The sequence below is a fragment of the Streptococcus oralis genome (assembly GCF_003943415.1).
Taxonomy (GTDB): Bacteria; Bacillota; Bacilli; order Lactobacillales; family Streptococcaceae; genus Streptococcus; species Streptococcus oralis_BJ.
The window spans coordinates 489365-504942 of record NZ_RJPK01000001.1 but is presented as its reverse complement, the minus strand read 5'-3'; the positions used below and the strand labels follow the sequence as shown (position 1 = coordinate 504942).

Annotated in this window: 10 protein-coding genes; 6 read left to right on the top strand and 4 right to left on the bottom strand. The window is 39.8% G+C overall.

All coding sequences use genetic code 11. The features are described from left to right. Window positions 1-21 precede the first annotated feature (21 nt). From D8801_RS02410 to nrdH, 3 genes are all read right to left on the bottom strand, one after another. Window positions 22-387 carry a hypothetical protein gene (locus D8801_RS02410; protein ID WP_125847589.1) on the bottom strand — a complete coding sequence of 122 codons (366 nt, stop codon included), beginning with the start codon at window positions 385-387 and terminating at the stop codon, window positions 22-24. Between the two features lie 21 nt (window positions 388-408). Continuing rightward, entirely contained in the window at window positions 409-2568 is a 2160-nt protein-coding gene (gene nrdE, locus D8801_RS02405; protein WP_125847587.1) for a class 1b ribonucleoside-diphosphate reductase subunit alpha, read from the bottom strand. An 80-nt stretch (window positions 2569-2648) separates the two neighbouring features. Further along, window positions 2649-2867, bottom strand: coding sequence for a glutaredoxin-like protein NrdH (nrdH, locus tag D8801_RS02400; RefSeq protein ID WP_000259240.1), 219 nt, complete (start codon window positions 2865-2867; stop codon window positions 2649-2651). Between the two features lie 674 nt (window positions 2868-3541). Here nrdH and D8801_RS02395 point away from each other — a divergent pair. The 6 genes from D8801_RS02395 to D8801_RS02370 all read left to right on the top strand — a co-directional run bounded on the left by D8801_RS02395 (window position 3542) and on the right by D8801_RS02370 (window position 14215). Further along, entirely contained in the window at window positions 3542-4762 is a 1221-nt protein-coding gene (locus D8801_RS02395) for an alpha/beta hydrolase family protein (protein ID WP_000662008.1), read from the top strand. Between the two features lie 464 nt (window positions 4763-5226). Next, window positions 5227-5490, top strand: a complete 264-nt coding sequence (locus D8801_RS02390) for a phosphocarrier protein HPr (RefSeq protein WP_000146948.1) — start codon at window positions 5227-5229, stop codon at window positions 5488-5490. Window positions 5491-5495: 5 nt separating this feature from the next. Further along, window positions 5496-7229: a phosphoenolpyruvate--protein phosphotransferase gene (gene ptsP, locus D8801_RS02385; RefSeq protein ID WP_025168929.1), complete on the top strand. Its 1734-nt coding sequence runs from the start codon at window positions 5496-5498 to the stop codon at window positions 7227-7229. A gap of 253 nt (window positions 7230-7482) precedes the next feature. Beyond that, complete coding sequence (locus D8801_RS02380; RefSeq protein ID WP_125847585.1) at window positions 7483-10041, top strand: pneumococcal-type histidine triad protein; 2559 nt, start codon at window positions 7483-7485, stop codon at window positions 10039-10041. A gap of 195 nt (window positions 10042-10236) precedes the next feature. Then, entirely contained in the window at window positions 10237-11154 is a 918-nt protein-coding gene (locus tag D8801_RS02375) for a metal ABC transporter solute-binding protein, Zn/Mn family (protein WP_000747426.1), read from the top strand. Window positions 11155-11167: 13 nt separating this feature from the next. Continuing rightward, window positions 11168-14215, top strand: coding sequence for a pneumococcal-type histidine triad protein (locus D8801_RS02370; RefSeq protein ID WP_125847583.1), 3048 nt, complete (start codon window positions 11168-11170; stop codon window positions 14213-14215). 36 nt (window positions 14216-14251) lie between these two features. On the opposite strand, the gene pepT is transcribed toward D8801_RS02370, so the two are convergent. Then, window positions 14252-15475 carry a peptidase T gene (pepT, locus tag D8801_RS02365; RefSeq protein WP_125847582.1) on the bottom strand — a complete coding sequence of 408 codons (1224 nt, stop codon included), beginning with the start codon at window positions 15473-15475 and terminating at the stop codon, window positions 14252-14254. Between the last annotated feature and the right edge of the window lie 103 nt (window positions 15476-15578).

Here is a 15578-nt window from a genome sequence, read left to right as displayed (position 1 = left end):
ATCCTTTTGAATTAATCATTCTTAGTGGCTATCTAAAAGTTCTTTCATAGAATTGTTATATTCTTCGTCAATATCGTCTGTACTTTGATTGGTTTCTTTTCTAATTTGTACTTCGGTTAAATACTCATCCGTTTTTTGTTGAATCTTTTGTTCATTTTCGTCGTTTGGTGAGTTTATATTTTTGTTAGTTTGAAGTTTAGAAAGGAAATGTTTATATGCTTTTTGAAAACTGATAGTTGCTATTGCACCTAGAGCAGTCCCCAAAGAAATAAGTATAGTAGCTGCTTTTTTAGGTCCACCCCATAACTTTGTAAGTTGAGCCATTCTAGCGTAATCCCATTTAACATCTTTTATAATTTTAATAGATTCTAAAATTAAATTTTTCATGTTGGTTGCCTCAGATAAAAATTAAATCACACAACTTTCACATTGGTTAGCACCAACTTCCCCACCGTCGTCTGTAAAGGTACGGACGTAGTAGATAGACTTGATACCCTTGTTAAAGGCATAGTTACGAAGGATGGATAAGTCACGTGTCGTTTGTTTGTTTTCTTTCTTCCATTCGTAAAGACCTTTTGGAATGTCGCTACGCATGAAGAGAGTGAGTGAAAGCCCTTGGTCCACGTGCTCTGTCGCAGCAGCGTAAACATCAATCACCTTGCGCATATCCATGTCGTAGGCAGAAGTGTAGTAAGGGATAGTATCTGTTGACAAGCCTGCAGCAGGATAGTAGATTTTACCGATTTTCTTCTCTTGGCGTTCTTCGATACGTTGCGTAATCGGGTGGATAGAAGCAGAAACGTCGTTGATGTAGCTGATAGAACCATTTGGAGCTACAGCAAGGCGGTTTTGGTGATAAAGACCATCTGCTTGAACCTTTTCGCGAAGTTCAGCCCAGTCAGCAGCACTCGGGATAAAGACGTCTTTGAAAAGCTCTTTGACACGGTCTGATTTTGGAACAAACTCGTCTGTCACATACTTGTCAAAGTAGCTACCGTTAGCATAGTCTGATTTTTCAAAGTTATGGAAGGTGATACCACGCTCGCGAGCGATATTGTTTGATTCTACCAAGGTCCAGTAGTTCATAAGCATAAAGTAGATGCTTGTAAATTCTACTGACTCAGGTGATCCATATTCGATGAGTTGTTGGGCAAGGTAGCTATGAAGTCCCATAGCACCAAGACCAAAGGTGTGAGCCAAACTGTTTCCGTGGTCGATAGTAGGAACAGCTACGATGTGCGAACTATCTGTAACGAAAGTCAAAGCACGAACCATCGCACGGATAGAACGACCAAAGTCAGGTGAGGTCATCATGTTGACCACGTTTGTTGATCCAAGGTTACATGAAACATCTGTTCCCATTTGAAGGAATTCTTGAGCATCGTTGATCAAGCTTGGTTCTTGGACTTGAAGAATCTCAGAACACAAGTTGCTCATGATAATCTTACCATCAACAGGATTTGCACGGTTAGCCGTATCAATGTTGACTACATAAGGGTAGCCAGACTCTTGTTGCAATTTAGAGATTTCAGTTTCCAAATCACGCGCCTTGATTTTTGTCTTGCGGATATTTGGATTTGCGACCAATTCATCGTATTTTTCAGTGATGTCGATATAGTTGAATGGCACACCGTACTCAAGCTCTACAGAGTATGGACTGAAGAGGTACATTTCTTCATTTTTACGAGCCAATTCGTAGAATTTATCAGGTACTACAACACCGAGTGAGAGAGTCTTAACCCGAACTTTTTCATCAGCATTTTCTTTCTTAGTTGAAAGGAAAGCGATGATATCTGGGTGAAAGACGTTGAGGTAGACAACCCCAGCACCTTGACGTTGCCCGAGTTGGTTTGAGTAAGAGAAGCTGTCTTCGAAGAGTTTCATAACTGGTACGACACCAGATGCTGCTCCTTCATAGCCTTTGATAGGAGCTCCAGCTTCACGAAGGTTGCTGAGGGAAATTCCCACACCACCACCGATACGTGAAAGTTGAAGAGCAGAGTTGATAGAACGTCCGATAGAGTTCATATCATCAGTCACCTGAATCAAGAAACAGGATACCAACTCCCCACGACGAGCACGTCCAGCATTCAAGAAGGAAGGAGTAGCAGGTTGGTAGCGTTGGTGGATGATTTCATTGGCAATATCAGTCGCAATCGCTTCATCACCATCTGCAAAATATAGTGCGTTAAAGAAGACACGGTCTTCCATGCTTTCAAGATAGTATTCCCCGTCGTTAGTCTTCAAGGCATATTGATTATAGAACTTATAGGCAGCCATGAAAGACTTGAATTGAAAGTTTTGGTCCTTGATAAATTGATGCAATTCTTCCAAAAACTCTGAACGGTATTTCTTGATAAATGCTGTTTCAATGTAGTTGTGTTCAATGAGGTAGTTGATTTTATCAGTGATTGAATCAAAAACCATAGTGTTTGGAACCACATTTTCTTTAAAGAAGGCATCCAAGGCTTCTTTATCTTTATGAAGCATGATTTGTCCATTGACAGGACGGTTGATTTCGTTATTGAGACGGAAGTAAGTCACGTCCTCAAGATGTTTTAATCCCATAAAATTTCCCTTATCTAATTACAAAAGAAAGGCCTCTAAGTTAGCCCTAGAAGCAATTTCTTCTGGATGATGTACTAAGATTATGCTAATTGTTTCAGTTTTCCTGGTTGGAAACCTGAAAAGACTTCAGTTGGTGTTTGGATAACAGGAGCAGCGCTGAAACCAAGCTCTTTAACTTGGTCGATATACTCTGGTTGCTCGTCGAGATTGATCTCACGATAAGCGACATTGTTGCTATCCAAGAAACGTTTGGTCATTTTACATTGTACACAATTATTTTTAGAATAAACCGTTACCATTTCGTAACTCCTCATAAAATTTGATTACTTTCTTAGTATATCAGAAAAAAAAACTTTGTCAAACTTTTTAAACTAAATCTTGTGCCTAAAAGTTACAGTTTTAAAATTAAAATACAAGATATAGTGGTTTTTGAAAGAAGTTGAAAATGGCAAAAATCGTAAGAGCATGAATAAGTTTAGCGGAGACAATGCTTTAACAAAACTGAAACTGTAATATTAATGAAAAAAAGAAAGTCTCTGCACAAGATGTCCCTATATTTTGTATTAAAATATTTAAAAGATAACTAAAATGAAGATGTTAGATTATACTGCATTCATCCAAATAGATTATGAATTTCGTATTCTTGATAGAGAGTATATAACTGTAATTTTTGGGAAGTATTCGCTTTATGTGGTATACTAGTAGTGACCATAGAACTTATAGATAGGAATAAATTTAAAAATGAAGCTATGAAAAGAGTTTATAGCGATTACGATATTTAGGTATATAGACTATTTAAAAAATATAAAAGACAGTAGATGAGTTAGATAAATGTTGAATATGCAAAAACTATTAGAATAGAGTTATTCACTTTAGAAACTTATACTTACTGTGGAAATATATAGTATAATGTTGTTAGGGAAATAGGATTAATAGATTAATAAATGAAAGAATGCAAATCAGGAGGTGCGTGGTGAAAGAAAACGAGGTTATTTTAAAACGGCAATCTACTCGTGTATTTTTTAAGAATGGGGATACGGATTTTTTCTTTAATTGGTTGCTAGGAATCGGTGAAGTTTTTGGCTTCTCTCATGGAGAGCTGTATTATCTTGCTCAAAAGTTAGGTAATTCACCAAAACCTGATGACTGGAAAAATGAGTTTTTATCACATGTGAACTATCTTGAACAAAAGGTTAGTAATTTAGGTTTGAGTGAACAAACAAAGGCGCAGTATTATCTCGCACAGACCTACTCACTTCGATCGGCAATCCAGTTTACTGATCCATTTTCTGCCGAATACTTACCTATCGTTTGTCAAATGGAGAAGGCGTTCTCTAGTGCAATTCATTCACTAGGTACACCGATTGAAAAACTAACTATTGCTTATCAGGATTCCTACTTGCCTGGTTATTATCTTCATAGCGGTGATAATTGCCCAACGCTGATTATGATCGGTGGAGGTGATACTTATCGCGAAGATTTATTTTATTTTGCAGGATATCCTGGATGGATACGAAATTATAATGTTTTAATGGTTGACCTTCCTGGTCAAGGGAGCAATCCTAGTAGAGGGCTAATCTTTGGTGTGGATGCCTCTATTCCAATTTCATTATGCATAGACTGGTTGGAAAATAGAAATCCTAAACTAAATTATTTAGCCATTTATGGTGTCAGCGGAGGGGGATATTTTACCGCACAAGCTGTCGAAAAGGATCCAAGAATTCATGCTTGGATTGCTAGTACCCCTATTTACGACGTTGCAGAGCTCTTCAGAAAAGAATTCGGATCAAGTTTGAAAGCACCTAGTTGGTTAATAAATGCCATTTTAAAATTAGCTGGAAATTTGAATGAATCAGCAAATTTGAATCTTAAAAAGTATGCATGGCAGTTTGGTACTTCTGATTTTAAGAGTGCTATTGATGATGTATTTAACTATGCAAAGAATGTAGATTATAAAAAAATTCAATGCCCATGCCTGTTTATCATGGGAAAGGGTGAGGGTGCTGAACTGCAGCATCAAACTAAGGTAATTTATGAATCACTTAAATCTAAAAATCAACAAACTAAACTTCAAGTATTTGAGGCGGAAAGTGGTGCGGACGCTCATTGCCAAGTCAATAATTTAAGACTCGCCCATAATGTCGTTTTTGATTGGTTGGATACTTTATTTGAATGGAATCAATCAAAGTTTTAGTTCTACTTATACTACTTAGATATATCTACATTTTTACTGTTAGGTGCTACAAGCCTATTTTACTTTAAGTAGCAAATTGAATAAATTCTCTACTGTTGATGGTAAGAGTAGGTTTTAGAATTTCAGTATTTGATGAAGCCTTTTCAAATAATAGGTTGGCTGAGTTATATTAATTATAACTAAATAGTATTATTTTTTCATTATTTACTAGGATTGTCTTCTGATTGATATTAAGAGAAAATAGCTTTGAAAATTGAATTTTGATGATAACATTTTTGAACAATTAGTGTTTAGATATGCTATTTAATTGCTAGAGTGCTCATTATAATAGAAAAAGAAGTAATTTCATTTTCAGTAAAAGTCCATAAAATACTTGAAAAATTATCTTGAAGATGATATAATACAATCTTGTAAGGGTTATCACATATAACTCAAAAAGAAAACACTTAAAGGAGAGTCAAACTATGGCTTCTAAAGATTTCCACGTAGTGGCAGAAACAGGTATTCACGCACGTCCAGCAACATTGTTGGTTCAAACAGCTAGCAAATTTGCTTCAGATATCACTCTTGAGTACAAAGGTAAATCAGTAAACCTTAAATCTATCATGGGTGTTATGAGTCTTGGTGTTGGCCAAGGTGCTGACGTTACAATTTCAGCTGAAGGTGCAGATGCTGACGACGCAATCGCTGCTATCACTGAAACTATGGAAAAAGAAGGATTGGCATAAGGAAAATGACAGAAATGCTTAAAGGAATCGCAGCATCTGATGGTGTTGCAGTTGCAAAAGCATATCTACTCGTTCAACCGGATTTGTCATTTGAGACTGTTACAGTCGAAGATACAAACGCAGAAGAAGCTCGCCTTGATGTCGCTCTAAAAGCATCACAAGACGAGCTTTCTGTTATCCGTGAGAAAGCAGTAGGTACGCTCGGTGAAGAAGCAGCTCAAGTTTTTGACGCTCACTTAATGGTTCTTGCTGACCCAGAAATGATTAGCCAAATCAAGGAAACAATCCGTGCGAAGAAAGTGAATGCAGAAGCAGGTCTGAAAGAAGTAACAGACATGTTTATCACTATCTTTGAGGGCATGGAAGACAACCCATACATGCAAGAACGTGCAGCGGATATCCGCGACGTGACAAAACGTGTATTGGCAAACCTCCTTGGTAAAAAATTGCCAAACCCAGCTTCTATCAATGAAGAAGTGATCGTGATTGCGCACGACTTGACTCCTTCTGATACAGCTCAATTGGACAAAAACTTTGTTAAAGCTTTTGTAACCAACATCGGTGGACGTACAAGCCACTCAGCTATCATGGCACGTACACTTGAAATTGCTGCTGTATTGGGTACAAACAACATCACTGAAATCGTTAAAGATGGTGACATTCTTGCCGTTAACGGTATCACTGGTGAGGTTATTATCAACCCAACTGATGAGCAAGCAGCAGAATTCAAGGCTGCTGGTGAAGCTTATGCGAAGCAAAAAGCTGAATGGGCACTCTTGAAAGATGCACAAACAGTGACTGCTGATGGTAAACACTTTGAATTGGCTGCCAACATCGGTACTCCAAAAGACGTTGAAGGTGTCAATGACAATGGCGCTGAAGCTGTTGGCCTTTACCGTACAGAGTTCTTGTACATGGATTCTCAAGACTTCCCAACAGAAGATGAGCAGTACGAAGCTTACAAGGCTGTACTTGAAGGAATGAACGGTAAACCTGTTGTCGTTCGTACAATGGATATCGGTGGAGACAAGGAACTTCCTTACTTCGATATGCCTCACGAAATGAACCCATTCCTTGGATTCCGTGCCCTTCGTATCTCTATTTCTGAAACTGGAGATGCTATGTTCCGCACACAAATCCGTGCCCTTCTTCGTGCATCTGTTCATGGTCAATTGCGTATCATGTTCCCAATGGTTGCGCTCTTGAAAGAATTCCGTGCAGCTAAAGCAGTCTTTGACGAAGAAAAAGCAAACCTTCTTGCTGAAGGTGTTGCAGTTGCGGACAATATCCAAGTTGGTATCATGATCGAGATCCCTGCAGCAGCCATGCTTGCAGATCAATTTGCGAAAGAAGTTGACTTCTTCTCAATTGGTACAAATGACTTGATCCAATACACAATGGCAGCAGACCGTATGAACGAACAAGTTTCATACCTTTACCAACCATATAACCCATCAATCCTTCGTTTGATCAACAACGTTATTAAAGCAGCTCACGCTGAAGGTAAATGGGCTGGTATGTGTGGTGAGATGGCTGGTGACCAACAAGCTGTTCCACTTCTTGTCGGAATGGGCTTGGATGAGTTCTCTATGTCAGCGACATCTGTACTTCGTACACGTAGCTTGATGAAGAAACTCGACACAGCTAAGATGGAAGAGTACGCAAACCGTGCCCTTACAGAATGCTCAACGATGGAAGAAGTTCTTGAACTTCAAAAAGAATACGTTAATTTTGATTAATCGAAAGATCCCTGTAACTAAGTTGCAGGGACTTTTTTTGGTATTTTTAAAAGAAATTTCAGGAAAGCTGATTACATGAAACCTTTTAAAGAAAAAGTAGTGGAGCAGAATGAAAAATACTTAACTGGTTCATAAAATCCTTGACAAGTTGCAAATTTAGGAGTAAACTATTAACCAGTTAAGTAATAGAAAGGAGTTTCTGCAATTTAGAAATGAATTGCAAATAGAAATATCAAAAAGAAAGAGAGTTTCGATGAAAATTAATAAAAAATACCTTGCTGGTTCTGCGGCAGCTTTAATTTTAAGTGTCTGTTCTTACGAGTTGGGACTGTATCAAGCTAGAACAGTCAAAGAAAATAATCGTATTTCCTATATAGATGGAAAACAGGCGGCACAAAAAACGGAGAATCTGACTCCTGATGAAGTCAGCAAGAAAGAAGGCATCAATGCGGAGCAAATCGTCATCAAGATAACAGACATGGGCTATGTCACTTCGCATGGCGACCACTATCATTACTATAATGGCAAAGTCCCTTATGACGCTATCATCAGTGAAGAGTTGCTGATGAAGGATCCAAACTACCAGCTCAAGGACGAGGATATTATCAGTGAAATCAAGGGTGGTTATGTGATCAAGGTAGATGGAAAATACTATGTTTACCTTAAGGATGCAACCCATGCGGATAATGTCCGTACAAAAGAAGAAATCAATCGGCAAAAACAAGAACATAGTCAGCATCGTGAAAGAGGGACTTCAGCAAACGATGGTGCGGTAGCCTTGGCACGTTCACAGGGACGCTACACCACAGATGATGGTTATATCTTTAATGCCTCTGATATCATAGAAGATACAGGTGATGCCTATATCGTTCCTCATGGCAATCACTTCCACTATATTCCTAAGAGTGACTTGTCTGCCAGCGAATTGGCTGCTGCAGAAGCCTTTCTATCTGGTAGAAGTGGCCAATCAAATATGCCTACTTATCGCCGTACCAATAACAACAGTGCTAGCAGCGATGTAGATAGATGGACTCCATCCTATAATAATCAAGGCAACAGCTATAACAATCAAAGCAACAGCTATACGAACACGAACACAGCTAACAACAGTAGCGACGATAACCAAGCAAGTCAAAGTGATGAGGATATTGATGGCCTTCTGAAACAACTTTATGCCTTGCCACTCAGCCAACGACACGTAGAATCTGATGGCCTTGTTTTCGACCCAGCACAAATCACAAGTCGCACAGCCAGAGGTGTAGCTGTCCCTCATGGTAACCATTACCACTTTATCCCTTATGAACAAATGTCTGAATTGGAAGAACGAATCGCTCGTATTATTCCTCTTCGTTATCGTTCGAACCATTGGGTACCAGATTCAAGGCCAGAAGAACCAAGTCCACAACCGACTCCAGAACCTAGTCCAAGTCCGCAACCTACACCAAATCCTCAATCAGCTCCAAGCAATCCAATTGATAAAAAGTTGGTCAAACAAGCGATTCGAAAAGTAGCTGATGGCTATGTATTTGAGGAGAATGGAGCCTCACGTTATATTTCTGCCAAGGAACTTTCAGCAGAAACAGCAGCAGCCATTGATAGTAAACTAGCCAAGCAAGAAAGTTTGTCTCATAAGCTAGGAGCTAGGAAAACCAACCTCCCATCTGGTGATCAAGGATTTTACAATAAGGCTTATGATTTACTAGCAACAGTTCATCAAGACTTACTTGATAATAAAGGGCGTCAAGCTGATTTTGACGCTTTAGATAAACTGTTGGAACGACTCAATAATGACTCAAGTGATAAAGTGAAGTTGGTGGATGATATCTTGGCCTTTCTAGCACCGATTCGTCATCCAGAACGTTTAGGAAAACCAAATGCGCAAATTGCCTACACTGATGATGAGATTCAAGTAGCCAAGTTGGCAGGCAAGTATACAACAGAAGATGGCTATATCTTTGATCCTCGTGATATCACCAGTGATGAGGGGGATGCCTATGTAGCTCCACATATGACCCATAGTCATTGGATTAAGAAAGATAGTTTGTCTGAAGCCGAAAGAGCGGCAGCCCAGGCTTATGCTAAAGAGAAAGGTTTGACTCCTCCTTCAACAGACCATCAGAATCCAGGAAATACGGAGGCTAAAGGAGCAGAAGCTATCTACAACCGCGTGAAAGCAGCTAAAAAGGTGCCGCTTGATCGTATGCCTTACAATCTCCAACATACCGTGGAAGTTAAAAACGGTAGTTTAATCATTCCTCATTATGATCATTACCATAACATCAAATTTGAGTGGTTTGACGAAGGACTTTATGAGGCACCTAAGGGGTATAGTCTAGAAGATCTCTTTGCGACTGTCAAGTACTATGTCGAACATCCAAACGAACGTCCGCATTCAGATAGTGGTTGGGGCAATGCAAGTGATCATGTTCAAAGAAACCAAAATGGTCAAGCTGATACCAATCAAACGGAAAAACCATCAGAGGAGAAACCTCGGACAGACAAACCTGAGGAAGAAAAGCCACGCGAAGAGAAGCCTCAAAGTGAGAAACCAGAATCTCCAAAACCAACTGAGGAGCCAGAAGAAGAATCACCAGAGGAACCAGAAGAACCTCAGGTTGAAACTGAAAAGGTTGAAGAAAAACTGAGAGAGGCTGAAGAGCTACTTGCAAAGATCCAAGACCCCATTATCAAGTCCAATGCCAAAGAAACTCTCACTGGCTTAAAAAATAACCTGCTATTTGGCTCCCAGGACAACAATACTATTATAGCAGAAGCTGAAAAATTATTGGCTTTGTTAAGGGAGAGTAAGTAGTTGTAACAACATTTTCTAACTCCTAAAAACAGGATAGGAGAACTAGAAAAGTTAAAATCGAAAATGAGAACAGAATGTAAGTTCTAGTTCTCATTTTTTTCATGAAAATATGTAAAATATCTTGACATATAGTGTAAATAAAGATAAACTATTTACTAGTTAATTAAATGGTTAAATACTAGTTAAGGAGTAACGATGAAAAAAAGAACATTTCTATTATTAGTGGTAGGTCTCTTGGTTCTTGTCTTAGGAGCATGTAGCCAAAAAGAAAAACAAGAAGCAAAAGGGATGAAGATTGTAACAAGTTTTTACCCAATCTATGCCATGGTCAAAGAGGTATCAGGTGACTTGAATGACGTACGGATGATTCAGTCAAGTAGTGGGATTCACTCCTTTGAACCGTCAGCAAATGACATTGCTGCTATCTATGATGCAGATGTCTTTGTCTACCATTCTCATACGCTCGAATCTTGGGCTGGAAGCCTAGATCCTAACTTGAAAAACTCAAAAGTTAAAGTTTTAGAAGCTTCTGAAGGAATGACCTTGGAGCGTGTACCGGGCTTAGAAGATGTAGAAGCTGGTGACGGCATCGATGAAAAAACACTCTACGACCCTCACACTTGGTTAGATCCAGAAAAAGCAGGTGAAGAAGCTCAGATTATCGCTGACAAACTTTCGGAGATTGATAGTTCTAATAAGGAAACGTATCAAAAGAATGCTAAAAACTTTATCGCTAAAGCCCAAGAATTGACTAAGAAGTACCAGCCTATTTTTGAAAAAGCGAGTCAAAAGACCTTTGTTACACAACACACAGCCTTTTCTTATCTCGCTAAACGCTTTGGTTTGAAACAACTTGGTATAGCAGGGATTTCCCCTGAACAAGAACCAAGTCCGAGACAACTAACAGAAATTCAGGAATTCGTTAAGACCTATAAGGTTAAAACCATCTTTACTGAGAGCAATGCTTCTTCTAAAGTCGCTGAGACCTTGGTCAAATCAACAGGAGTTAGCCTAAAGACACTCAATCCTTTAGAAGCAGATCCTGAAAATGACAAAACTTACTTAGAAAATCTAGAAGAAAACATGAATGTTCTTGCAGAAGAATTAAAATGAGGAGATGATGAAAATGAAGAAGAAATACCTTGCAGCAGGATCGGCTCTTGTCCTTTCCCTAAGCCTTTGCATCTATGCATTGAACCAACACCAGGTAGAAGGAAACAAAGATAATAACCGTGTGTCTTATGTCGATGGGAAGCAAGATTCTCAAAAAACAGAGACCCAGACACCAGATCAAGTTAGCAAAAAAGAAGATATTCAGGCTGAACAAATTGTCGTGAAAATCACCGATCAAGGTTATGTGACTTCACATGGTGATCATTTCCATTATTACAATGGTAAAGTTCCTTTTGACGCGATTTTCAGCGAAGAACTGTTGATGAAAGATGCCAATTATCAACTGAAAGACGCTGATATTGTCAACGAAATCAAAGGTGGCTACATTATCAAGGTTGATGGTAAGTATTATGTCTACCTTAAAGATGCGGCTCATGCTGATAATATTCGTACGAAGGAGGAAATTGAGCGCCAAAAACAAGACCATACTCACGACGCACCAACTTCTAATAGTGCAGTGGCGCTTGCTCAATCTCAAGGTCGCTATACAACTGATGATGGCTACATCTTTAATCCTTCTGATATTATAGAGGATACTGGAGATGCTTATATCGTACCTCACGGTGGACATTACCACTACATTCCAAAGAGTTCCTTGTCTGCTAGCGAATTAGCTGCTGCCCAAGCCTACCTCTCTGGAACTAGAACTCAGCAGAGTGTGACTAACTATCGTCCTAGTCCAAACGAAACTGGTCAAACTACCAACCAAAGTCAACAGGCTGAAACACCAAGTAATCAAGCTGAGAGTCTTCAGAGTCTATTGCAACAGCTCTATGCTCTTCCAAGTAGTCAACGTTATGCTGAATCAGATGGCTTGATTTTTGACCCTGCTAAGATTTCAAGTAGAACGCCGAGTGGTGTGGCGATTCCTCACGGAAATCACTATCATTTCATCCCATATACAAAACTTTCTGCCTTGGAAGAAAAGATTGCGCGTATGATTCCTTTATCTAGCGACGGTGGGAAGCCAACACCTTTGGAAAATCCAAGCAAACCAACAGAACATCCAGCTCAACCAGATCATCATCATGACCAAGACGGTAACCATGGAAGTCAGGATACCAACCACGAAGATCATGACCATGATGGAGAGGAGCATGACCATCACCACGGTGAAGAACATGATCATGGTTTTGCAGCTGACCGTGTTATTAGTGAAGATGAGCAAGGGTTTGTAGTTTCTCATGGAGATCACGCTCATTATTTCTTTAAGAAGGACTTGACTGCAGCCCAAATCAAAGCTGCCCAAGATCACTTGAAAGAAAATCATCAGCCGCAGCACGTTCAACCACTTGCAAAGACTGTGGAAAGTTTCTCAAGAGATGCTAGCGATGAAGAAAAAATCAAGTATATCTCACAGACCTACGGAGTACCGCTTGAAGCGATTCGCATTTCAAATGGATTCTTTGTCTTTGGAAATCCGGATCAAGCCTATGATCCAACCCATATCCATCCCTATGCTGTTCGAAAAGAACATGTTCGTATTCCTCTCCAAACTGGGAACCCAGAACTGGATTTCCTAAATGAACTGTATACGACTGCCCTACGTGATGGGGTGTCTCCTTATAGTTTGCAAGTAGAAAATGGTAGTTTTGTGATTCCTCACGGCGACCACAATCACTACATCAAGGTTCAAACCAAGGGCTATGAAGTGGCTTTGAAAAATAAGATTCCGGCCCTACAATCGGCCTATCAACCTGGAGCATTTGATGAACAAACAGTTCTATCTAAGGTGGATCAACTGTTAGCAGATAGCAGAAGTCTCTACAAAGACCAGCCAATCATGCAGAGACGGGTTGAACTTGCTTTGGGGCAATTCACCGAAAATATGAAAAAACTGGCAACAAACTCAACTGCTGGATACCTAGCAGCCTTGGATCTCTTTGATAAACAGTATATCCATGTGGATCAAAGTATGGCACCGGTTGAAACTTCACCTTTAGATAAGAAGTATCAAGCCCTTGTAGATAAGATCAATACACTGGATACAGATACTTATGGCTTGCCTAAGAAAGATCTTTTGGTACATTTGCAGGAAGCAAAACTAGCACAGGATGAGACAGAGTTGACTGCGATTGAAGCGAAACTGCAGGCCTTGCAAGATTTCCGAGATCGGACAGGGGTTACAACAGTAGAGTACATCAAGTACTTCTACGAACATGTGTCTGATGGTCGTTTGAGAGAAGAACTTCGGAACCGTGTTGCCAAGTTGACATGGGAACTTTACCAGTCACAATCTTTCCTCAAAGCAACCGACTTGAACAAGTTATTCCCAACTATTTACCAAACTAAGTTAGAAGTAGAAGAAGCTCTCAAAGAAGAACCCGTTTCTACAAAAGTTGGTAAGACTATTCTAGATACGGAAAAAGTAGATAGTCAAACTGCTAAGACCGCCATCTATGAATTCCTAAAAGAACTCTACGGTGATTTTATGCCAGAAGAGCGGGTTAGTCATGTTAAGAAGGAAGAAGTGGATGCTCTCCTAACTAAAGCTGCTCAACTCCTAGCACGTGTCAAAGAAGATGGTGTCAAACAATCCCTAGCTGAAGAAGCAGCTAATATCAAAGCCGCTACTGAAAAGGAAAATGCAGACCTTGACGAAGCTAAAACACAACTTGAAGATCTTTTAAATCGTATTGCAGCGACTATCCAACGAGAGAAAAAAGAAGCAGAACAAGATCCACAAACGGTGATTATCTACCAAAAACTCTATAATGTCTTGCTCTCTCTTCACAAGTATTTAGAGGATAACAAAGGATCCGATGCTGACTTTGAACGTGTTGATGCCCTATTTGATCAACTTGCAGCCAAAAGCAGTGATAAAGAAGGTCTCCTCACTCTAGCTAAAGAGATTATTAGCTTGAACCAGGAACTCCGTTCAAAAGCAAGTGAAACTGATAGCCAATCTAAGTCTGAGAAAGAAAGTAAAACAGCTGCTTCTCAACCAACAGAAAAGCAAGTGCAAAGTGAGTCTGAGCCAAGTGCTCAACCGAACGAATAAAAAGAAAGGCGAAGTAGCTGAGCTACCTCGTCTTTTTTAGTCTTTATAAGATACAATGCCAATGATGGTATCCACCGCACGCTCCATAGTCTGAAGGCTGACGTATTCAAAGCGTCCATGCATGTTTTCACCACCTGCAAAGATATTTGGAGTTGGGATTCCCATAAAGGAAATCTTAGACCCATCAGTCCCACCGCGAATTGGTTCGATAATAGGCGTAATCCCTAGATCTTCCATAACAGCTTTAGCAATAGTAATAGGTGTCATGTCTTTCTCGATGACTTCCTTCATATTGTAGTACTGGTCTGTCAGAGTTAGGGTCACGCGATTATTCCCAAGCTCTTGATTCATCTTGTCAGCAATGTCCTGCATGGCTTCCTTACGAGCTTCAAAGGCATCTTTTTCAAAGTCTCGAATGATATAGCTTGCACGCGCTTCCTCAACACTACCTGACACATCCATGAGATGATAGAAACCTTGGTAACCATCTGTCAGTTCTGGTCGGTCATTCTCAGGAAGTTGATTATGAAAATCAATGGCAAGCTGAAGGGCATTGACCATCTGTCCTTTGGCAGTACCAGGATGAACATTGCGCCCTTGGAAATGAAGTTCAGCAGCAGCTGCTGAGAAAGTTTCGTACTGAAGTTCACCTAGTGGGCCACCATCAACAGTGTAGGCAAAGTCAACATCAAAGTCATCTGCATCAAACTTATTGGCACCGACACCGATTTCTTCATCTGGTCCAAAACCAACACGAATTTCACAATGCTTGATTTCAGGATGGGCAGTCAAGTATTCGATAGCAGTCATAATCTCAGCAATCCCTGACTTGTCATCAGCACCTAGCAAGGTCGTACCGTCGGTTGTGATGAGGGTTTGACCTGGATATTTCTCAAGGCTCTTGAAATCAGTCGGATCGAGTTTAAATCCAGAATCACCCAAGTCGATAGCTCCACCATCGTAATTTTCGATGACTTGCGGATTAACTCCTTCAGCATTAAAATCAGCTGTATCCATGTGGGAGATGAAGCCAATCTTGCGTGTCAAGCTTGGGTCATTAGCTGGTAAGGTACCAATCGCAAAACCATTTGGAAGGTAGTAGACGTTTTGCAGACCGACACGTTTCATTTCAGGAATAAGAACATTGGTCGCAAAATCAACCTGGCTTTGCGTACTTGGAGTAGTAGTAGAGTGTTCATCAGAACGCGTATTGACCTTAACGTAGGTCAAGAAACGATCTAAAAGGTTGGGATAAGTCATAAAAACTCCTTTAATATCATTTTTTTCATTGTATCATAGAATGGAGAGAAAGACAAAGAGAAGTAAATAAAAATAAAATGAATGAAAGCGTTTATTTATTATA

Coding starts and splice junctions, on each gene's coding strand:
- D8801_RS02410 (WP_125847589.1), bottom strand. CDS start 387: ATGAAAAATTTAATTTTAGAATCTATTAAAATTATAAAAGATGTTAAA.
- nrdE (WP_125847587.1), bottom strand. CDS start 2,568: ATGGGATTAAAACATCTTGAGGACGTGACTTACTTCCGTCTCAATAAC.
- nrdH (WP_000259240.1), bottom strand. CDS start 2,867: ATGGTAACGGTTTATTCTAAAAATAATTGTGTACAATGTAAAATGACC.
- D8801_RS02390 (WP_000146948.1), top strand. CDS start 5,227: ATGGCTTCTAAAGATTTCCACGTAGTGGCAGAAACAGGTATTCACGCA.
- ptsP (WP_025168929.1), top strand. CDS start 5,496: ATGACAGAAATGCTTAAAGGAATCGCAGCATCTGATGGTGTTGCAGTT.
- D8801_RS02380 (WP_125847585.1), top strand. CDS start 7,483: ATGAAAATTAATAAAAAATACCTTGCTGGTTCTGCGGCAGCTTTAATT.
- D8801_RS02375 (WP_000747426.1), top strand. CDS start 10,237: ATGAAAAAAAGAACATTTCTATTATTAGTGGTAGGTCTCTTGGTTCTT.
- D8801_RS02370 (WP_125847583.1), top strand. CDS start 11,168: ATGAAGAAGAAATACCTTGCAGCAGGATCGGCTCTTGTCCTTTCCCTA.
- pepT (WP_125847582.1), bottom strand. CDS start 15,475: ATGACTTATCCCAACCTTTTAGATCGTTTCTTGACCTACGTTAAGGTC.